Consider the following 19,777-nt stretch of genomic DNA (forward strand, 5'->3'; position numbering starts at 1 on the left):
ACTCGCCATCAGTCAGTGCCTTTCGCGGAGGATTCGTCGTCGGCGATCGACAGCGCCCGGGTCGGGCAGTAGCGGATCGCGGCCTCGACGGCGTGGCGTTGCGCGTCGCCGGGGGTGGGATCGGTGATCTGGACCGTGCCGCGCTTGGGCACGGTGAAGACCGCGGGCGCCTCGTCCTGGCAGACACCGTGTCCCTGACACAGATCGGGGTCGACCACGATTCTCATGACGCACCCCCGTCCGGCACCGGCCGCAGCGGCGCCTCCGGCTGTACCTCGACCAGCACCATGTGGGCCCCACGCGGCATCGAGACCACCGTCGTGACCGCGGCGGCGAGGTGTTGCGGCCGCAGCATGTAGGGGTGGCGGGCCAAGCCCCAGTGCTTCCAGTCCTGGAGCACCGGTCCGACGATCTCCGGCGTCGAATCCATGCCCATCCCGGTCAGCGTCGGACCGGGACGGACCAGCGAGGCGCGAATTCCGGTGCCCTCCAGCTCCATACGCAATTGGCCGACCATCGCTTCCAGTCCGTTCTTCGCGGCGCTGTAGGCACCCGACCGTGGCCGTGGGTTGTCGGCGCAGTCGGAGCTGATCACCACGAGATCGCCGCGCCTGCGCGCCGTCATCCCGGGCAGCACCCGATGGACCAGACGCTGCGCGCCGACGAGGTGGACCTGCACCTGGAACAGGAAGCGTTCCGGGTCCATCTCGCCGACGAGCGAGAATTCGATGTCGCCCGCGCCGGAGACGAGGATCTCGGTGGGGCCGATGGTGCGTTCGGCGGCCGTCACGAACTCGTCGACGGAGGCGCCGTCGGTGACGTCGAGTCGATGGGCGTACGCCTCGCCGCCGTCCGCGCGGATCTTGGCGGCGAGCTCCTCGCACAGTTCGACGCGGCGCGCGCCGAGTGCCACCGGATGGCCGAGTTCGGCCAGCGCGACCGCCGTCGCGGCGCCGATACCGGAGGACGCGCCGGCGATCAGCGCGGGCCTGCGGTCGGGATGGGGTTCGAATCGGGGCACTAGCTGACCTCTACTGTGATGGGGAGTTTGGCGAAGCCGCGGACATTCGTGGAATGCACGCGCGAGATTCCGTCGGCGTCGACATCGAAAGCCGCGACCCGCGAGGCGAATTCGCCGAGCACGATGGTGGCCTCCAGCCGGGCCAGGTGCGCGCCGAGGCAGAAGTGCACGCCCGCACCGAAACTGGCGAGCGCGGAGCCGCTGGTGCGGTCGATGACATAGCTGTCGCCGTCGTCGAACGCCGCCGGATCGCGGTTGGCCGAGCCGATCAGCAGCAGCACTTTCGCGCCCGCCGGGATGGTGCCGCCGTGGTAGTCGAGGTCGACCGCCGCGGTGCGGGCCACGATCTGGCTCGAGGTGTCGTAGCGCAGCGTCTCCTCCACCCAGTCGCTGACCAGTTCCGGCTCGGCGACGACCTTGGCGTATTCCGCGGGATTGGTGGCGGCCCAGTAGAGGGCGTTGCCCAAAAGCTTGGTGGTGGTCTCGTTTCCGGCGACGACCATCAGGAACAGGAAGCCGATGATCTCCTCGTCGGTGAGGCTGTCGTCGTCGATCTCGGCATCGAGCAGCGCCGAGGTGAGGTCGTCGGCGGGCGCGGCGCGACGCTGGGCGACCATGTCGGTGTAGTAGCCGAACAGCCGGATCGAGGCGTCGATCGCGTCGACCGGCACATCGAGCACGCCCTCTTCGCGGTGCACCACCAGATCGGCCAACCGGCGGATCTCGGCGCGATCGGCTTCCGGGACCCCCATCAGTTCGGAGATGACGTCCATCGGCAGCTTGCCCGCGACATCGTCGATCCAGTCGAAGCTGCCCCGCGCGAGCGCGGGCTCGAGATGCTCGAGGGTGATCTCGCGGATGCGAACTTCCATCTCGGCCACACGTTTCGGCGTGAATCCCTTGAAAACGAGTCTGCGCATCCGCATATGCCGTGGATCGTCCATCGCCAGGAACGACATCACCCGATGCGCGTGCGGCCCCCAGGCCGCCGGATCGAGCGAGACGCCATTAGCACTGGAGAGCCGGTTGCTGTCCCGAAATGCCGCGATCACATCGGCATGCCGGGAAAGTGCCCAGAAATCGAGATCGGGATTGTGATAAAGCGGTGCCTCGGTGCGCAAACGGTGGTAAGTCGGATACGGATCATCGTGGAATCCGTAGTCGTACGGATCGAAAGTCACGGGCTCCACAGCAGCGCTCGTCATAGTGAACACCCCGGTTTCGAAGGGTCGTCTCGGTCGGAAGCAGGGGTCGATCGCCCCGGGGGAGACAGGTAGCTGGACATGTGTCTGGACGGTACCATCGACACAAGTTCAGCACAACGCTTTCGACCGCAGGGGAGGCCCTCTACCGGCCGATGTCGTCCGATTTCGAAGCTGGTCAGAAATCTGGACCAGTGTCTGGAATGTGGTCCAAATCATATGGTACGGTCACCGCCATGGCAGGGGTAGACGGCGAAGTCGCACCGGCTGCGGTCGGTGTGGCGGGCACGAGTGACCCGGATGTACCGGAGGCGGAACGGGCGAGTGCGGGCCGGATAATTCGACGCAACTTCTCCGATACCGTCCTTTCGAGCGTGGCGACGCTTGGCCGGGCATTGCGCATCGGCGCCGTGGCCGTGTACATCGGTGCGAACGACGCCATTCGCGGGCGATTCCAGATACACGAAACTCTCACGCAGGCCTGGTTTCTGATCAGAGTCACCGCGGTGCCGAGCATTTTGATGGCCATTCCGTTCGGTGTCATCGTTTCCGCTCAAGTCGGCAATATCGTGTCCGAACTCGGCGCCGATTCGATGATCGGTGCCGCCGGTGGGCTCGGCGTGATCAAACAGGGCGCGCCGATGGCCACGGCGATGTTGCTCGGCGGTGCGGGCGCCGCCGCCATCGCCGCCGACCTGGGAGCGCGGACCATTCGCGAAGAGGTCGACGCGCTGCGGGTGATGGGCATCGACCCGGTGCAACGCCTGGTCGTGCCGCGGATCGCGGCCATGATGCTGGTGGCGCCGCTGCTCAATATCCTGATCATCTTCGTCGGCGTCAGCTCCGGGTTCGTGGTCGCGGTGTCGGCGTTGAACGTCACCCCGGGCAGCTACTGGCAGTCCTTCGGCGCCTTCACCACCTCGATCGATGTGTGGGTCTCGCTGGTCAAAGCGTTGATGTTCGGCTTTCTCGTCGTCGTCATCGCCTGTCAGCGCGGGTTGGAGGCCAAGGGTGGGCCGCGCGGTGTCGCCGACGGGGTCAATGCGGCCGTGGTGATGTCGATCGCCGCGGCCGTCGTGCTGAATACCGTGATCACGCAGGTGGTCACGATGTTCTTCCCCGTGAGGATGGCCTGATGAGCGCTGCTCCCTACTATCCCGTCGGGCTGCGGTGGGTGGGCCGGCTCCGGCGCCGCCGCCTTCATCCGCTCGGCCCGATCGAGTCGATCGGTTTCGTGATCGGCTTCGGCTGGCAGGTGCTCTCGTCGGTGCCCTACGCGCTCGTGCACTACCGGCGCCAGACGATCACGATGGTGACGGACATGACCTGGGGCCGCGGTTCGGTCATCATCGGCGGCGGCGTGGTGCCCCTGATGCTGTTGCTCGGGGCGGCCATGGGCGCGTCCATCGGGATCGAGGCGTTCAGCGCGCTGAACCTGTTGTCGCTCGGTCAGCTCAGCGGGCTCATCTCGGCCTTCGGGGTGACCCGTGAGCTCGCGCCGATCGCGGCGGGAATCGGCTTCGCGGCGCAGGCCGGGTGCCGGATGACCGCGGAGATCGGTTCCATGCGCATCTCCGAGGAGATCGACGCACTCGAATCGCTCGGCATCCGGTCGGTGCCGTTCGTCGTCACGACCCGGGTCATCGCCGGGATCATCGCCGTCGCACCGGCTTTCGTGGTCGCGCTGATCCTCAGCTACGCCTCCTGCGCCCTGATCGTGACGACCATCCACGGGACGCCGACCGGAACGTACAACCATTACTTCGATCAGTTCGTGGTCGGCTGGGATGTCTTCGCCGCGACCGTCAAGGTGATGGTGTTCGCCGTCGCGGTCGTGCTGATCCATTGCTACCAGGGCTATTTCGCCACGGGCGGCCCCGAGGGCGTCGGCATCGGATCCGGGCGCGCCATTCGGGCGAGCCTGGTGGCGATCATCGCGCTCGACATGGTCGCCACCATCCTGCTCTGGGGATTCCAATCCCCCGTCACGTTCACCGGGTGATGCCATGCCTGCTTACGCTCTGCCCGGAACCGAGGTCGGACCGCTGCGCGCTCGCGTGCTCGGTGTGCTCGCCGTCGTGCTCGCGCTGCTCGCCGCACTGATCTGGCGCATCCTGCCCGACAGTGTGCCCGACGATCAGATGCGGGTCGCACTGCTGGTCGCCGAGGTCGGCGAGGGCGTGGGGGAGGGAACCGACGTTCGGCTCGACGGCGTGCGCGTCGGCTCGGTCAGCGGGATCGACTCCGTGGGCCGGAGCCGTCAGCGAATCACGCTGACGCTGAGCGGTTCTCAGCTGTTCGGCCTGACGGACGCGCTGACCATCGATTACGCGCCGGGCAATCTGTTCGGCATCAGCGCCGTCGAGCTGCACTCGATGACGGGCGGCACGGTGCTGGCCGATGAATCGATCGTCGACCTGACCGAGCGAGCGAGCGATCGCGTGCACGATGCCACGCTGTCGGCCCTGCTGAAGTCGACCGGGCAGCTCACCGACGAGGTACTCACGCCGAAACTCGTCGAATTGCTCAGTACCGTCTCGCGCGATCTCACGGCCTTCGAACCACTGCTGCAGGCCATCGGCACGACCGCCCGCTCCTACGCCGAGACCCGGCAACTCCCGCCGTCGGTGCTGTTCGAGCAGTTCGGTTCGGCACTGACCGGCCTGCCGCCGATGCTGACCGGCGGGTTGACCCTGCTGAACGCGGAGTACACGAACAAGTACCTGGCCGTCCCCGACCAGCTCCAGCGATTCAGTCAGATGTTCAAAAGCATCCAATACGAATTGCTGCCGACGGTCACCGAACTACTCAGTACGTCCAGAACGTATTTCGGTGAGATCCTGCCCATGATCAGCCTCGTCCTCGACCGCCTCGCCGCGTCGGTCAGCACGCCCGACCGTTCGGCCGAGCAGCTGAGCGAACTGATCACCCGGCTGGGCAACGCCTTTCGCGACTCACCCCACGGCCCGGTGCTCAGCGCGGAGGTCGAATTGGCGGGGGTGCCCGGGGTGGCGGCGCCGCTGGCCTCGATGCTCGGGGGCGGTCGCTGATGCCGACACGTTCGCTGCTGATCCGGGTAGCCACCGCGGTGCTGCTGATGGGCCTGGTGCTGGTGGGTGTGCTGCGGGTGATCGAGCGACCTGTGGACGGCGAGACCGATGCCTACACAGCGCTGTTCACCGATGCCAACGGCCTGCGCGCCGGCGACGATGTGCGCCTCTACGGCGTGCAGGTCGGCAAGGTGCGTGCGGTCGAACTGGACGGTGCGCTGGCCCGGGTCAGTTTCACCGTCACCACCGACCGTGCGCTGTTCACCAACACCGTGATCGCCATCCGCTACCAGAACCTCACCGGCTTCCGGTATCTGGACGTCGAGCAACCCGAACAGCCAGGGGGACACCGTGATCCGGATGCGGTGTTCGGCACCGATGAGACGGTGCCCGACTTCGACATCACCCGATTGTTCAAGGGTTTGCAGCCGGTGCTGGCCGAACTGGCACCCCAGGATCTCAATCAGTTCGCGACCAGTATCTTGGCCGTGATCCAGGGCGACGGAACGGGTCTCGGGCAGGCGCTGGGCGCCATCGACGCGCTGAGCCGCTACGCCTCCGACCGGCAGGCGGTGCTGTCGACGCTGGTGCGCAATCTCGCCCAGGTCGCCGACCATCTCGGCAGCAAGTCGGGCAATGCGATGAGACTGCTGACCAACCTGACCAACCTGTTCATCACCATCACCGAGAAACTGCCAGGGCTCGTCGACTTCGCCAACGGGATTCCCGGTGTGCTGAAGCCACTTCGGAGCATGCTCGACGTGTTCGGGGTCACCGGCGAAACCGGCGGCGATCTCGACACCGCGCTGCGCAACGCGTTCCCCGATCCGTACGACGCGGTGGCCGCGTTCGACAACCTGCCCGGCCTCATCCAGGCGTTGACACAGGCGATTCCGGCGACCGGGCCCGACCTCACCTGCACGCACGGCGACGCCACCGCGCCCGCCCCGCTGCAAGTACTCATCGCCGGACAGGGGATCGTGCTGTGTCACCGATAACGGGCCGAGGCGACCCCCACGATCCGCGGGCAGGCGAGTTGCGCTGGGGGATCGCGGGAATCTGCGCCGCCGTCCTACTGCTGATGGCGATCGGCGCGGTGTATGTCACCGGAACCGATTCGGAGAGAACGTATTCCGCCGAGATGACCCAGGCCGGGTCGGTCCGTATCGGCGACGACGTGCGACTGGCGGGCATCCCCGTCGGGAAGGTGAGCGCGCTGACCCTGCTGCCCGACCGGGTGCGCATGGAATTCACCGTCGCCGACGACGCCTTCCTCGGCGACCAGACCACCCTCGACATTCGGATGCTGACCTTCGTCGGCGGCTACTACGTGGCCGTTCTCCCGGCCGGCACGAAACCGCTCGGCGCCACGGTGATTCCCGCGGAGCGTGTCATCGTGCCCTACAACCTGACCAAGGCCTTCCAGGACGCGGTGCAGCCGGTGCGCGCGATCGACGGGAGCGTGTTCCGGCAGGATCTCGCCGCGCTGTCCACCGCGATCGACAACAGCCCGGAGGCGGTGCGCTCGACAGTGCGGGCCGCCGGTGACGTGGTCGCGATCCTCGACCAGCAGAACGCCGACATCTCCCGCACCCTGTCCATCGCCGACGAATACCTGACCGCGCTCGACGCCAACGCCGACGTGCTGAGAGACCTGCTCGTCACGCTGGGCACGCTCGAGCAGATCATCCAGACCAACAAGGTGCAGGTCGCCGATTCCCTGCTCGACATGGCGGCGATCCTGGGCGATCTCACCCCGCTCGGGCGGGCGTGGGACGCCTCGATCAAGGAGCGCGTCCAGCCGCTCGCCGACGCGATCCCGGCGCTCGAAGAGCTGGGCGCGCGCCTGGGCACCCTGCTGAATTCGATACGCGCGCTGCAGGAACGGCTGCAGCCGCTGCTGCCCGCCGAAGGTGGGGTGAGCGTCGACCAGTCCGGCGCGACGATCCCACTTCCCGCGGTGTGCGTGCCCTTGCCGGGAGGTGGCTGTTGATGTGGAAACAGTTCCTTGGTTCGCGCGGGTTCATGTCGGCCCTGGTGGTCCTCACGCTCGTCCTCGCCGGTGCGATCGGGCTGCGGCTGAGCACGCCGAACCCGCCGATGCGCGCCTACTGTGCCGAAATGCCCGACAGCATCGGCCTTTACGAAGGCAGTGCGGTCACGGTCATGGGGGTCCAGGTCGGGCGCGTCACCGGAATCAGCATCGACGGCGCGTCGGCGCGCGTCGAATTCACCGTGCGTGCCGACCGCAAGCTGCCACTCGACGTCAGGGCGGTGACCCTCAGCGACACCTTGATCGCGGATCGGCGGCTCGCCCTCATCGGCGCCGAACCCCCTGGCCCGGGCTGGAATTCGAGCGACTGCATCAGCAAGACGCTGACGCCCAAGAGTCTGACGCAGACCTTCGACGCACTCGCGGCGCTAGCCGATCAGCTCAACGGTGCGGACGATCCCGCGCAGGGCACCGCCGTCGGTGCGGGGATCGTGGCCCTCGATCGCGCTACCGCGGGAACCGGTGACGAGATCAACGACATCATCGTCGCGCTGAGCCGGGCATTGGCCGCACCGGATGCCGCCATCGGCCACCTGGGCCAGCTCCTGGACGCGCTCACCGAACTCGCGCACCGAGCCCGCGGCGGCTGGTCGCAGGTGGAGACCACGGTGACCGGACTGCCCCAGACATTCGACGACATCGTCACGATCGCCTTCCCGCCGATCATCGAGATCGTCGACACCCTCGCCGATCTGCTGCCCCAGCTCAACGATGTGATCGTGATGTTCGGGTCGCCTGCTCTGCGCGCGGTCGGCTCCGTGCCGGAGCTGTCGCGGATGATCGCGGCGGGCGTCGGCTCGCTGGCCGACATCATCGCGATGACGCCTGCCGTCGCGAGCGGCTTCGCCGGCGCGGTCGACCCGGTCAGCGGAGCACTCACGATCGGGTACGCGCCTCCCGAACTCGCACTCGCCCAACAGGACACGGCCCAGGTGTGCGCCGCCCTCCAGATCCTCACCGGACAGCTTTGCCAGGCCGCCGAAAGTGGTGCGATGACGATTCCGGCCCTGCCCTTCCTGCTGGGGGCGGTGAGCGCCCGATGAGACGCGCCGTCCTCCTCGCCTTCGCCGTACTGCTCGCCGTGACCGGCTGCGGCTTCCAACCTGCCGACCTGCCCGTCCCGGGTTCCGGTGTCGACGGGCCCACCTATGCGCTGCGGATCGAGTTCGCCGACGTGCTCAATCTCCCGCAGGGCGCCAAGGTGATCGCGGGCGGTGTCCGCGTCGGCGGCCTCACCGGGGTGACCCTCGTCGACCCCGTCCCCGCCACCGGAGACCGGGCCGCCGTGTCGGGCTATGCCGTAGCCGATGTCGTCATCCAGCAGTCGGTGCGGCTGCCGGTCGGGACCACCGCCGAACTGCGCCAGGAGACCCCGCTCGGCGACGTGCACATCGCGCTGACCGAACCGGTCGACGCGACAGCGGGCGAGCTGACACCGGGCGCGACCATCCCCCTCGAACACACCACCCAGTCGCCGCCGATCGAGGACATCCTGGCCGGCCTTTCCACCTTCATCGGCAGCGGAGCAGTGGCCGACTTCCAGAGCATCGTCCGCACGACGAACGGCATCATGCCGGCGGATCCGCGCGAAACCGCCAGGATCGCAGGCATTCTCGGCGCCGACATCGCCGACCTCGGCACCCACCTCGGCTCGGTCGACGCCCTGCTCGACGGCATGGAAGCGATGGTCGAGGAGGGATTGCAGCGCAATGTGCCGATTCTGGACGTACTGCTCACCCCCTACGGTGTCGACCACACCACCGATGCGGTGAACGCCCAGATCGGCGTCATCTTCGTGCTGACTGCGCTGGGACCGGTCGCGCCGAGCGCGCAGTGGCTCGGCCCGCTGCTGTCCTCCCTGGACGACACCACCCGCGCCCTGGTCCCGATGCTGCTCGGCAGCCGACCGCTCGACGCCGACTCGCCCTCGAACATGAAGGCACTCGTCGACCTCATCAACCTCGAGCTCGTTCCGTTCGCCGCCAACGGGCCGAAGGTCGAGCTGGCGATCACGCACGAAGAACACACTGCCCGCATCGTCGACTCCCTGCGAATGATCGGTCTGGTGCGATGAATACTCGTGCGGCAGTGTCACTTTCCGCGATCGCGGCGGTCCTGGTGTTCGGAGTCGGGTACATGTCGCTCGGTGTGCTCCGGCTGGATCCGCGAATCAGTTATTTCACCGCCGACATGCGGCTCGACAATTCGGGCGGGCTCGGACCGAATTCGCCGATCCTGCTCGCCGGTGTCCAGGTGGGCCGGACGGAATCGGTGCGCAAACAGGCGGGCGGCGTGCTCGTCCGGCTGCGGATCGACAGCCGCTACCGAATCCCGGTGTCCAGCGAGGTCCGGATCGAGCAGCTGTCGGCGCTGGGCGAGCCCTACATCGCCTTCGCGCCGGTTTCCGGTGCGGGCCCGTATCTCGAAGACGGCCAGGTCGTCGCGGCCGACCGGATCCACCGGCCGATGACCATCACCGCACTGTCGGCCCGATTGGTCGAGCTGCTCGACCAGATCCAGCCGGAGGCGATCGCGCGCCTGGTCGACACCTTCGATCGCGCGCTGGCAGGCACCGACGCCGCGATGCGGACCTTGCAGCGGTCCTCGACCCTGCTCGCGGCCACCCTGCTCAGCCGCACCGACGCCCTTCGGCAACTGTTCGCCGACGTGCAAGCCCTCGGCGGTGACATGGCGTGGCTGGGGCCGTCGCTGGGTACGGCGGGCCCGCTGTTCGGCGAGTTCGGTGTCACGCTGAACGCGATCGTCGAATCCGGAGCGGAACTCGTCGACAGTCGGCCGGTGCCCGCCTTCTTCACCGGCGACGGCCTGGTTCCTTTCCTCGACAACCTCACCGCCCTGATCACCGAGATCGGGCCGAGTGTCGCCCCGCTGGGGCAGATCCTGGGACCGGTGGTCACCGACGCGGTGCACCGGACCCCCGCCATCGACATCAGCACCCTGATCGACCAAGCCCTCCAGAGCGTGGACGCCGACGGCACAGTGCACTTGCGCCTCGGCATCAAATAGTTCGGACAAGGAAGACCATGAGTACAGCGATCGACGAAGCCACCACCACCGAGGCCGGCGAACAGCAGCCGCGCACCCTGTCCATCCGGCTCTCGACCGTGCTGATCACCGGCACGATCGGGGTCCTCGTCACCGCGGTCGTCACCTTCGCGACGCTGTACTTCTCCGCCGACGCGAAGATCGCCGAACGCGATGCGCGCGACGCCGACGCCAGGCACGTCGAGAAGATCGCCGCGGACTACGGCGTGGGCGCGTCCACGATCGACTACCGGGATGTGCGGGCGTGGTTCAGCCGGCTGAAGACCGGCACCACGCCGCAACTGGCCGCGAAATTCGACGCCACCGCACCGCAATTGGAGCAGATCCTGCTGCCGCTGCAATGGACGTCGACGGCGACACCGCTCTCGGCGACCGTCACCTCCGAGGCAGGCGGCATCTACAAGGTCAACGCCTACCTCGATGTCGTGTCCACCAGCGCGCAGACACCCGGCGGAACGCGGACCACCGTCACCTACTCGCTCACGGTCGACCGGGCCGCCGGCTGGCAGATCACCGAGGTGGGTGGCCTGCAGAACACGCTGCCGACCAAATAGCTCAGTAGGCGATGAAGAGGATCTCGTCGGGGGTGTAGTCGTGGCCGGGGTGGTTCTCGGCCAGGTGTGCCTGGGTCTGCTTGATCAGGTCGTCTTCGTCGGTGCCCTTGATGCTGAAACCGCACGGGCAATTGAGGCGAGTCTTCACTGTTCTCTCCTTGCTGGACAGTAGTCCGGATTGTATTCCAGTCGTATGTTAGCGTGGCCCGCATGGGAGCTGTAGACGAGATTTCCGCCGGTACCAGCGGCCTGTTCGCACTCGCCGAACAGGCCGTTGGATTCATGCCACCGGAGGAGGGTCGCGCGCTCTACGACGCCGCCCGTGGCTATGCGGGCGACGGAATCATCATGGAGATCGGCACCTACTGCGGCAAGTCGACCGTCTACCTCGGCGCCGCCGCCCGCGAGACGGGTGCGGCCGTGTACACCGTCGACCACCATCGCGGTTCCGAGGAACACCAGCCGGGCTGGGAGTACCACGACACCAGCCTGGTCGACGAGGAGACCGGCGTCTTCGACACCCTGACCACGTTCCGGCGCACCATGATTCGCGCGGGCCTCACCGACACGGTGACCGCGATCATCGGCTCCTCCACCGCCGCCGCGCGCGTGTGGCGCACCCCGCTGCGCATGCTGTTCGTCGACGGCGGCCACACCGAGGAAGCCGCCCAGCGCGACTACGACAACTGGGTGCACTGGGTGGCGGGCGGCGGATTGCTCGCCATCCACGATGTGTTCCCCGATCCCGCCGACGGCGGTCGCGCGCCGTTCAACATCTATCGCCGCGCCCTCGACAGCGGCAAGTTCCGCGAGCTCTCGGTCACCGGTTCGCTGCGCATCCTGCAGCGAACCGCCGCCTGCAACTGAGCCCGGCTCAGCGGGGGAGTGCGTCGCGGAAGATGCCGTTGCCCGCGGTGGTGCGGCTGAGGGCGTCCGCGGCGAGCACGACCGCCGCCGCGGTCCAGGTGGTGCGCTCCTCGGGCCAGCGCTTGCCGTCGGTGAAAACCAGTCCGGTCCAATAGGATCCGTCCGGCTCACGCAGATGCTGCATCGCGCGCAACAGCGTGCTCGCGGCAGCGGTGTCGCCGATGGCATCCAGCGCGAGCACCAGTTCGCAGGTCTCGGCGCCGGTGACCCACGGTGCGTCGGACACGCACCGAATGCCGAGATCGGCGACCACGAACTCGTTCCAGTGCCGCGCGATCCGGTCCGTGGCCGCCACGCCGCGCACCGCCCCGCCGAGGACCGGGTAGTACCAGTCCATGGAGTAGCGGCTCTTGTCGAGGAACGCTTCCGGATGATGGCGCAGGGCGTTGCCGAGCCGGTCGCGGGCCGCCGCCCAGTCCGGTCGCGGATCGCCCACCCGTTCGGCGAGGGTCACCGCGCAGCCGAGGCTGTGGAAGATGCTGGAACAGCCGGTCAGTAGCGCTTCCCCGGACGACCCGGATTCGTCGGCCGACCAATGGATCTCGCCGTGGGCGCCCAATTGCAGGCCGAGGACGAAGTCGATGCCCGCGCGGACCGTCGGCCACATCTCCGCGGCGAACCCGGTATCGCCGGTGACGTCGAGCGCATGCAGCACACCGGTGGCCAGATACGCGCAGAAATTGGTGTCGGCGTCGTGGTTCTCGATCACGCCCGCGCGCACCTGCATGGGCCACGAGCCGTCGGAGCGCTGCGATTTCGCCGACCAGATGTAGGCCTCGCGGGCCTCGTCCCACAGCCCGCCGACGGTCAGCGCCATCGCGGATTCGATGTGATCCCACGGATCGGTGTGGCCGCCGCGGAACCAGGGGATCGCGCCGTCGGGTTCCTGTGCGGCGGCGATGGATTCGCAGGTGCGCCGGATATCGCGGGCGGAGACTACCCCCGCAACGGCGGGGAGATCAGCACTTGTCACTGCGCACCGCCGGTTTCGTGAAGTAGAGGGCGACGGACTTGCCGACCAGCGGGTTCAGCAAGCGCTCGGCCGTGCGCGTCAGCGCGGGCGCGGACATCATGTCCCACACCAGCATTCGATGATAGGCACGCACCAGCGGATGGTCGTCGTCGCGCACTCCGACAGCGCATTTGAGCCACCAGAAGGGTGCGTGCAGGGCGTGCGCGAAGTCCTGGTGGTGGTAGCGTAGCCCGTGCGCGGTGATCTTGTCGCGCAGTTCGTCGGCGCGATAGATCCGCACGTGGCCGCCCTCGTTGGCGTGGTACTCGTCCGACAGCGCCCAGCAGACGCGCTCGGGCAGCCAGCGCGGCACCGTCACCGCAAGGGCGCCACCGGGTTTGACCACCCGCGCCAGTTCGGCGATCGCCTGGCTGTCCTGCGGGACGTGCTCGAGGATCTCCGAGGCGATGACCACATCGAATTCGTCGTTGCCGTAGGGCAGATCGAGCGCGTCGCCACGCACGGTCTCGGCCTTCGCGTACTCCGGTGCTTCGCCTGCCGCGGCCATGGCCTCGAACATGATGGCCACGTCGGCCAGGTCGGCGGCATTCTGGTCGAACGCGACGACATCGGCGCCGCGTCGGTATGCCTCGAAGGCGTGTCTGCCCGCGCCACAGCCGATGTCGATCACCCGTGAACCGGGGCCGACGCCCAAGCGGTCGAAATCGACGGTCAACACGGTGCCTCCTGGCAGGGGTCGAAAGGGGTCGTCATCCCGGAGTGCCCGGCGACGTCGGGGAACGGCGGGTGATCGCCTGTTCGTAGATCGCGACGGTCTGCGCGGCGACGGCCGACCAGCTGTACAGCGCGAGGGCGCGTTCACGCCCGGCCACGCTCATGCGGCCGCGCCGGTCGGGTTCGGTGAGCAGTTCGCCGAGCACCTGGGTCAGGGCGTCCACGTCGCCGGGCGTGACCAGTTCGGCGCACGTACCGACGACCTCGGGCAGCGCACCGGCCCGACTGGCCACGAGGGGTGTTCCACTCGCCATCGCCTCGACCGCGGGGAGTGAGAACCCTTCATACATCGACGGGATGCAGGCGATCTCGGCCGAGGCGAGCAGTTCGGCCAGCTGCTCGTCGCCGACTCCGCTCACCGGGGTGACGATATCGGCGATGCCGAGTTCGGCGATGAGCTTCTCGGTCGGGCCGTTGGGCTCCAGCTTCGCGACGAGCCGGAGTTCGACTTCGTGGGTATGACGCAGCCGGGCAACGGCTTTCAACAGATGCGCGATGCCCTTGAGCGGCTTGTCGGCACTGGCGACGGCCACGATCCGCCCACGGACCCGTGGTGCCGCGCGCGGCCGGAACAGCTCGGTGTCCACGCCGAGCGGGACGGTGTGCAGGTGGTCCGGTGTCACCCCGAAGTCCTCGGCGATATCAGCGGCCGAGGACGAGGACACGGTGATCAGGTCCGGAATCCGGCGCGCCACCTGCTGTTGCATACCCAGGAAGCCGTACCAGCGGCGCACGAACAGCTTGCGCCGCCACGGCGTCGCCGCCAGATCCACCGCACGGTCGCGGGTGATCGGATGGTGGACGGTCGCCACCAGCGGGAACCGCTCGGCGATATCGAGGAGGCCGTAGCCCAGGCACTGATTGTCGTGCACCACATCGAAATCCGCGGCGCGCGCGGCCAGCAGCTTGGCCGCGCGCAGGCTGAACGTGCGTGGCTCGGGGAAGCCGGCCGTCCACATGGTGGCGAGCTCGAGCAGATCGATACGGTCACGGATCTCGCGGGGATGCGGTGTGCGGAACGGGTTCTCGTCGCGGTACAGGTCGAGGCTCGGCACCTCGGTCAGCCGCACCCGCGGGTCGAGATCCTCGGGATAGGGCTGGCCGGAGAACACGTCGACCTCGTGACCGAGGTCGACGAGCCCCTGACTCAGGTACCGAACGTAGACACCCTGCCCACCACAGTGCGCTTTGCTTCGATAGGACAGCAGCGCGATCCGCATCAGTGCACCGTTCCCGACTCGTAGTTGACCTGCCAGTGTTTGATGCCGTTGATCCAACCCGACCGCAGCCGCTGTGGCTCCGAAACCTGCGACAAATCGGGCATCACGTCGGCGATGGCATTGAAGATCAACTCGATCTCGAGCCGAGCCAGGTTCGCCCCGACGCAGAAGTGCGCCCCGGTGCCACCGAACCCCAGATGCGGATTGGGGTCGCGCCGGATGTCGAAGCGGAACGGGTCCGCGAAGGCGTCCTCGTCGAAATTGGCTGAGCTGTAGAACAATCCGACACGCTGACCGGCGCGGATCCGCTGCCCGCCGAGCTCGGTATCGGCGGTGGCGGTGCGCTGGAACACCGTGACCGGTGTCGCCCAGCGCACGATCTCGTCGGGGGCGGTGCGTGGCCGCTGCTGCTTGTAGAGCTCCCACTGGTCCGGATTGTCGACGAACGCCTTCATGCCGTGCGTGATGGCATTGCGGGTGGTCTCGTTGCCCGCCACCGCGAGCAGGATCACGAAGAACCCGAACTCGTCGGAGCCGAGCGACTCCCCGTCGAGGTCGGCGTGCACGAGCCTGCTGACGATGTCATCGGTGGGTGCGGTGCGCCGCTGCTCGGCCATGTTCCACGCGTAGCCGAGAATCTCCATCGCCGCGGTCGACGAAGCGTCGGTGGTCGTCGCGTCGCCGTACTCCGGGTCGTCGTAGTTGAGCATCTGATTCGACCAGTCGAACAGCTTGCGGCGGTCCTGCTGGGGGACACCGACGAGTTCGGCGATGGCCTGCAACGGAAGCTCGCACGCCACCTGTTCGACGAAGTCACCACCGCCCAGCGCGCGCGCCGCGGCCACGATCGCGGCCGCCCGGTCGGCCAGCGCCGCGCGCAACCCCTCGACTGCGCGCGGCGTGAACCCTTTGGCGATGATGCGCCGGATCTTGGTGTGCTTGGGCGGATCCATGTTCAACAGCAGCGCGCCGGTGAGCTCGATCTGCTCGGGTGTCACCTCGCCGGGCAGGCGGATGACCGAGCCCTTCCGTTCGGAGGAGAACAGCTCCGGATTGCGCGAAACCTCTTTGATGTCCTCATGTTTGCTGATCACCCAGTAGCCGCCGTCGCGGAAGCCGCCCGACTGCGCGTCGGTCTGCGCATTCCACCACACCGGGGCGGTCCGGCGGAGCTCGGCGAACTCCTGGACGGGATTGCGGGATTCCCACAGGGCCGGATCGGTGAAATCGAATCCGGCGGGAATGGACGTCGCTGACACAGTGACCTCCGCCCGCGCTCAGCGCTGCCTGCGGCGGTACCGCACACGGCAGGGCTGCTGCAACTGCACCACCATCTTCGAGTGATCGTTGCGGTAGGTGTCCGAGGGCTGCGCGAGCTCGAACTCCCAGTCGCGCAACAGAATCGAGAAGATCGCCTTCAGCTGCATGAGCGCGAACGGCGCACCGACACAGCGGTGCCTCCCCGCCCCGAAGGGGATCCAGGTCCAGCGGTTGAGGATGTCGTCCTGACGCGGGTCGAGGTAGCGCGCGGGATCGAAGGCGTCCGGGTCGGGAAAGTCCTCCGGGATGCGATTGGAGATGGCGGGGGTGGCCGCCACCATGTCGCCCGGTTCGATCCGATGCCCGCACACCTCGAACTCGCCGCGCGCCAGGCGCATGAGGATGATCAGCGGCGGGTGCAGCCGCAGCGTCTCCTTGAGCGCGGCCTCCAGATTCGGGATCTGGCGCAGCGCATGGTGACTCACGTCGGCGCCGTCGGCGTAGAGGTCGTCGAGCTCGGTGACCACACCGGCCAGCGTCTCGGGGTGGCGCAGCAGTTCGATGATCGTCCAGGCCGCCGTGCCCGAGGTGGTGTGGTGGCCGGCGAACATCATCGAGATGAAGATGCCGGTGATCTCGCTGGCCGAGAATCGCAGCGCACCGTTCTCGTCCTTCACCGAGATGAGGACATCGAGCATGTCGCGATCGTCTTTGCTGGTAGGCGGATTCGCCTCCCGCTGATCCATGATCGCCTGCACCAGCTCGACCAGCGCTACGCGCGCCGCGTCCCGCCGGACGAAACTCTCGATCGGTGCGTAGGGATCCACGTAGGCCAGGGCGTCGGTGCCCTGTTCGAGCTCGTGATAGAGATGCGCGAAACGGCCGTCGAGCTGATTGCGGAACTTCACCCCGATCAGACAGGCGGAGGAGGTGTAGATGGTCAGCTCGGCGAAGAACTCGAGCAGATCGATCTCGCCCTCGTCGTCCCACTGCGCGACCATCTGATCCACTTCGTGGGCGATGGTGCCCGCGTGCCCGCGCATGTGGTCCGCGCGCAGCGCCTGATTGTGCAGCATCTCCTTGCGGCGCTCGGGGGGCGCGTCGAAGACGACGCCCTCGCCGAAGATCGGCTTCATGAACGGGTAGGCGGCGCCCTGGTCGAGGTCGTCGTCGCCGGCCCGGAAGAAGAATTCATTGGCCTCGGCGCCCGACAGCAGGACGACATCGCGTCCGGCGAGCTCGAAGGCGCCGACATCGCCGCACTCGGCGCGAACGCGGCGCATCAGCGCGATCGGATCGGTGCGGAACTCGGCCAGGTGCCCGTGTTCGTCCGCGCCTCCGGACACGCGCCGCGGTTTGACCAGCGTCATTGGAAAGTCCTTCCCGGAATACTGTCCAAACACGTTATGGACATATGTCTGGACAGTACTACGGTATGCTGGTGCGCGCCAAGGTTCGGACCGAATCGGGTGGCCGAGTGCGCTAGTCGCTGACGGCGAGCAGTCGGCGCGCGCAGATCTCGAGCAGATCGGCCACTTGCGCGTACGACAGCAGGCCCATCCCGCCCTGGAGCAGCGCGCCGGAGTAGAGCAACTCGAGCGCCGCCAGGCTCTCCGGATCCTTGGTGCCGAGCGCCTCACCGAGTCGATGGCGGATCTCCAGTCCGATCCGCACCCGCAGGTGCTGCACGTCGGGATCGTCGCCGAGCAGGGCGCTGCTGACCGCCCCGGCCAGAGCGGGTTCATCGGCCACCAGCATCGAGACCTGGCGAAGGACCGCGACCACGCGCGCGGTCTGGTCCGCGTTGCCGGTCGACAAGGGGGGTAACGCGACCAGGCGCCGCCAGAACACCTCGGAGATCAGATGCTCCTTGGAGGAGAAGTAGGTGTAGGCGGTGGCGGTACCGACGCCCGCCGACGCGGCGACGAGCCGGATCGTTGTCCCCGAATAGCCCTCGCGTGACAGGACGTCGACGGCCGCGACGGTCAGGCGGTCCACGGTATCGGCCTGCTTTTCGGTCAAGCGTCGTCGAGTTGCTTCGATGCCGGTAGGCGCGATTTCGGACATGTGTCTGGATGCTACTACAGTCGGGTGTACGGACCAATGGCGCCGAATGGTCTTGCGTCTGATCGATGAACCGAACTATATTCCGTACACCTGTCCAGACACGTATCGGAGCTTTGCTATGAACGGTCTCGTCCCCGCCGAAGGCACACCACTGTTGATCGGCGGCAAGTTGATTCCGGGTAGCTCCGGCGTCTTCGCGACCATCAACCCCGCCACCGAGGAAGTGCTCGGCTACGCCGCCGACGCCTCGGGCGCCGATATGGACGCGGCCATCGCGGCGGCGCGCACCGCCTTCGACGAGACGACGTGGTCGCGCGATCCGAAGTTTCGCGCGCACTGCCTGCGCCAATTGCGTGACGTGCTGGGCGAGCACCTCGAAGAACTGCGGGAACTCACGATCGCCGAGGTCGGCGCGCCGGTCATGCTCACCAGCGGGCCGCAGCTGGAAGGGCCGATCGCGGACCTGTCCTACGCTGCCGACCTGGCCGAAAGCTACACGTGGGAAACCGATCTCGGTACCAGGGACCTGATGGGTATCGCCAGTCGCCGGGTGATCCGGCGCGAGGCGGTGGGTGTCGTCGGTGCCATCACGCCGTGGAACTTCCCGCATCAGATCAACCTGGCCAAGATCGGGCCGGCGCTGGCCGCGGGCAACACCGTGGTGCTCAAGCCCGCGCCCGACACCCCCTGGTGCGCGGCGGTGCTCGGACCGCTGATCGCCGGGCGCACCGACATCCCGGCCGGGGTGATCAATATCGTCACCTCGTCCGATCACGGCATCGGCGCCCAACTGGTCGTCGATCCGCGGGTCGACATGATCACCTTCACCGGCTCGACCCAGACCGGCCGCTCGGTGATGGTCGGCGCATCGGCCACCCTCAAGCGCACCTTCCTCGAGCTGGGCGGCAAATCCGCCGCCATCGTGCTCGACGACGCCGATATCGCGGCGGCCGCGAGCTACACCGCGTTCACCGTCGCCGTGCACGCGGGCCAGGGTTGCGCGCTCACCACCCGGCTGCTGGTGCCGCGCGAGTCCTACGCCGCCGCGGTCACCGCCGCGGCCGGTGCGCTGCGCGGCCTCGCGGCCGGTGACCCGACCGATCCCGGAACCGTCTGCGGCCCACTGATTTCCGAACGCCAGCGAGCGCGCGTGGAGCGCTACCTCGAGATCGCGCGCAGCGAAGGCGGGCGCATCGAGGTCGGCGGCGGCAGGCCCGCGGGCTCCGAACGCGGGTACTTCATCGAACCGACGCTGATCAGCGGGCTCGACAACACCGCGACCGTCGCGCAGGAGGAGATCTTCGGGCCCGTGCTCGTCGTGATCCCCCACGACGGCGACAGCGACGCGATCCGGCTGGCCAACGAATCGCCCTACGGCCTGTCCGGTTCGGTGTGGGGTACCGATCCGGACCGGATCGAGCGCGTGGTCTCGGGAGTACGAACCGGGACCTTGAGCGTGAACGGCGGCCTCTGGTACCACGCCGACGCGCCGTTCGGCGGCTACAAGCAGTCCGGCATCGGCCGCGAGATGGGCGTCGCCGGCTTCGAGGAATACCTCGAAACCAAGCTGATCGCCACCCCCGCCTGATCTCACCCACCTCATCGTTACT

The 19,777-nt window shown here is 67.6% G+C and carries 21 protein-coding genes; 11 read left to right on the top strand and 10 right to left on the bottom strand.

The window, feature by feature from the left end:
* Positions 1 to 8: 8 nt before the first annotated feature.
* From ACWZHB_RS06715 to ACWZHB_RS06725, 3 genes are read right to left on the bottom strand one after another with little or no spacing between them, the layout of a single operon-like run.
* Positions 9 to 227, bottom strand: coding sequence for a ferredoxin (locus tag ACWZHB_RS06715; RefSeq protein WP_427907053.1), 219 nt, complete (start codon positions 225 to 227; stop codon positions 9 to 11).
* Positions 224 to 1,021, bottom strand: coding sequence for an SDR family oxidoreductase (locus ACWZHB_RS06720; RefSeq protein ID WP_427907054.1), 798 nt, complete (start codon positions 1,019 to 1,021; stop codon positions 224 to 226). Before ACWZHB_RS06720 ends, ACWZHB_RS06715 begins: the two co-directional genes overlap by 4 nt.
* Positions 1,021 to 2,226 carry a cytochrome P450 gene (locus tag ACWZHB_RS06725; RefSeq protein ID WP_427907055.1) on the bottom strand — a complete coding sequence of 402 codons (1,206 nt, stop codon included), beginning with the start codon at positions 2,224 to 2,226 and terminating at the stop codon, positions 1,021 to 1,023. Before ACWZHB_RS06725 ends, ACWZHB_RS06720 begins: the two co-directional genes overlap by 1 nt.
* Before the next feature lie 200 nt (positions 2,227 to 2,426).
* On the opposite strand from ACWZHB_RS06725, the gene ACWZHB_RS06730 reads away from it, so the two are divergent.
* Genes ACWZHB_RS06730 through ACWZHB_RS06770 form a run of 9 tightly spaced genes read left to right on the top strand, consistent with a single transcriptional unit; the run spans position 2,427 to position 10,946 of the window.
* On the top strand, positions 2,427 to 3,359 hold the full coding sequence (locus ACWZHB_RS06730) for an ABC transporter permease (RefSeq protein ID WP_427909101.1): 933 nt from the start codon (positions 2,427 to 2,429) through the stop codon (positions 3,357 to 3,359).
* Positions 3,359 to 4,225: an ABC transporter permease gene (locus tag ACWZHB_RS06735; RefSeq protein ID WP_427907056.1), complete on the top strand. Its 867-nt coding sequence runs from the start codon at positions 3,359 to 3,361 to the stop codon at positions 4,223 to 4,225. The genes ACWZHB_RS06730 and ACWZHB_RS06735 overlap by 1 nt, the downstream gene beginning before the upstream one ends.
* Positions 4,226 to 4,229: 4 nt before the next feature.
* Positions 4,230 to 5,273 carry an MlaD family protein gene (locus ACWZHB_RS06740; protein ID WP_427907057.1) on the top strand — a complete coding sequence of 348 codons (1,044 nt, stop codon included), beginning with the start codon at positions 4,230 to 4,232 and terminating at the stop codon, positions 5,271 to 5,273.
* Entirely contained in the window at positions 5,273 to 6,271 is a 999-nt protein-coding gene (locus ACWZHB_RS06745; protein WP_427907058.1) for an MlaD family protein, read from the top strand. Before ACWZHB_RS06740 ends, ACWZHB_RS06745 begins: the two co-directional genes overlap by 1 nt.
* A complete protein-coding gene (locus tag ACWZHB_RS06750) occupies positions 6,259 to 7,266 on the top strand; it encodes an MlaD family protein (protein ID WP_427907059.1) in 1,008 nt (335 codons plus the stop codon). The genes ACWZHB_RS06745 and ACWZHB_RS06750 overlap by 13 nt, the downstream gene beginning before the upstream one ends.
* Positions 7,266 to 8,369 carry an MlaD family protein gene (locus ACWZHB_RS06755; protein WP_427907060.1) on the top strand — a complete coding sequence of 368 codons (1,104 nt, stop codon included), beginning with the start codon at positions 7,266 to 7,268 and terminating at the stop codon, positions 8,367 to 8,369. The genes ACWZHB_RS06750 and ACWZHB_RS06755 overlap by 1 nt, the downstream gene beginning before the upstream one ends.
* The gene (locus ACWZHB_RS06760; protein ID WP_427907061.1) at positions 8,366 to 9,400 is read left to right on the top strand and encodes an MlaD family protein; all 1,035 of its coding nucleotides are present in this window, start codon (positions 8,366 to 8,368) and stop codon (positions 9,398 to 9,400) included. The genes ACWZHB_RS06755 and ACWZHB_RS06760 overlap by 4 nt, the downstream gene beginning before the upstream one ends.
* A gap of 14 nt (positions 9,401 to 9,414) precedes the next feature.
* On the top strand, positions 9,415 to 10,353 hold the full coding sequence (locus tag ACWZHB_RS06765; protein WP_427907062.1) for an MlaD family protein: 939 nt from the start codon (positions 9,415 to 9,417) through the stop codon (positions 10,351 to 10,353).
* Positions 10,354 to 10,370: 17 nt separating this feature from the next.
* Complete coding sequence (locus ACWZHB_RS06770; protein WP_427907063.1) at positions 10,371 to 10,946, top strand: hypothetical protein; 576 nt, start codon at positions 10,371 to 10,373, stop codon at positions 10,944 to 10,946.
* A 1-nt stretch (position 10,947) separates the two neighbouring features.
* On the opposite strand, the gene ACWZHB_RS06775 is transcribed toward ACWZHB_RS06770, so the two are convergent.
* Positions 10,948 to 11,094, bottom strand: coding sequence for a DUF1059 domain-containing protein (locus ACWZHB_RS06775; protein WP_427907064.1), 147 nt, complete (start codon positions 11,092 to 11,094; stop codon positions 10,948 to 10,950).
* A gap of 62 nt (positions 11,095 to 11,156) precedes the next feature.
* Here ACWZHB_RS06775 and ACWZHB_RS06780 point away from each other — a divergent pair, with 62 nt between their 5' ends.
* Complete coding sequence (locus ACWZHB_RS06780) at positions 11,157 to 11,813, top strand: class I SAM-dependent methyltransferase (protein ID WP_427907065.1); 657 nt, start codon at positions 11,157 to 11,159, stop codon at positions 11,811 to 11,813.
* Positions 11,814 to 11,820: 7 nt separating this feature from the next.
* Here ACWZHB_RS06780 and ACWZHB_RS06785 read toward each other — a convergent pair whose 3' ends face one another.
* The 6 genes from ACWZHB_RS06785 to ACWZHB_RS06810 form a co-directional block, all read right to left on the bottom strand.
* A complete protein-coding gene (locus ACWZHB_RS06785) occupies positions 11,821 to 12,846 on the bottom strand; it encodes a prenyltransferase (RefSeq protein WP_427907066.1) in 1,026 nt (341 codons plus the stop codon).
* A complete protein-coding gene (locus ACWZHB_RS06790) occupies positions 12,833 to 13,564 on the bottom strand; it encodes a class I SAM-dependent methyltransferase (protein ID WP_427907067.1) in 732 nt (243 codons plus the stop codon). Before ACWZHB_RS06790 ends, ACWZHB_RS06785 begins: the two co-directional genes overlap by 14 nt.
* Positions 13,565 to 13,595: 31 nt before the next feature.
* Positions 13,596 to 14,840: a glycosyltransferase family 4 protein gene (locus ACWZHB_RS06795; RefSeq protein WP_427907068.1), complete on the bottom strand. Its 1,245-nt coding sequence runs from the start codon at positions 14,838 to 14,840 to the stop codon at positions 13,596 to 13,598.
* Positions 14,840 to 16,099, bottom strand: a complete 1,260-nt coding sequence (locus tag ACWZHB_RS06800; RefSeq protein WP_427907069.1) for a cytochrome P450 — start codon at positions 16,097 to 16,099, stop codon at positions 14,840 to 14,842. Before ACWZHB_RS06800 ends, ACWZHB_RS06795 begins: the two co-directional genes overlap by 1 nt.
* 18 nt (positions 16,100 to 16,117) lie before the next feature.
* Positions 16,118 to 17,470, bottom strand: coding sequence for a cytochrome P450 (locus tag ACWZHB_RS06805; protein ID WP_427907070.1), 1,353 nt, complete (start codon positions 17,468 to 17,470; stop codon positions 16,118 to 16,120).
* 112 nt (positions 17,471 to 17,582) lie between these two features.
* Entirely contained in the window at positions 17,583 to 18,167 is a 585-nt protein-coding gene (locus ACWZHB_RS06810; protein WP_427907071.1) for a TetR/AcrR family transcriptional regulator, read from the bottom strand.
* Between the two features lie 118 nt (positions 18,168 to 18,285).
* Here ACWZHB_RS06810 and ACWZHB_RS06815 point away from each other — a divergent pair, with 118 nt between their 5' ends.
* A complete protein-coding gene (locus tag ACWZHB_RS06815; RefSeq protein ID WP_427907072.1) occupies positions 18,286 to 19,755 on the top strand; it encodes an aldehyde dehydrogenase in 1,470 nt (489 codons plus the stop codon).
* Positions 19,756 to 19,777 lie beyond the last annotated feature (22 nt).

The sequence above is a fragment of the Nocardia sp. FBN12 genome (assembly GCF_054031145.1).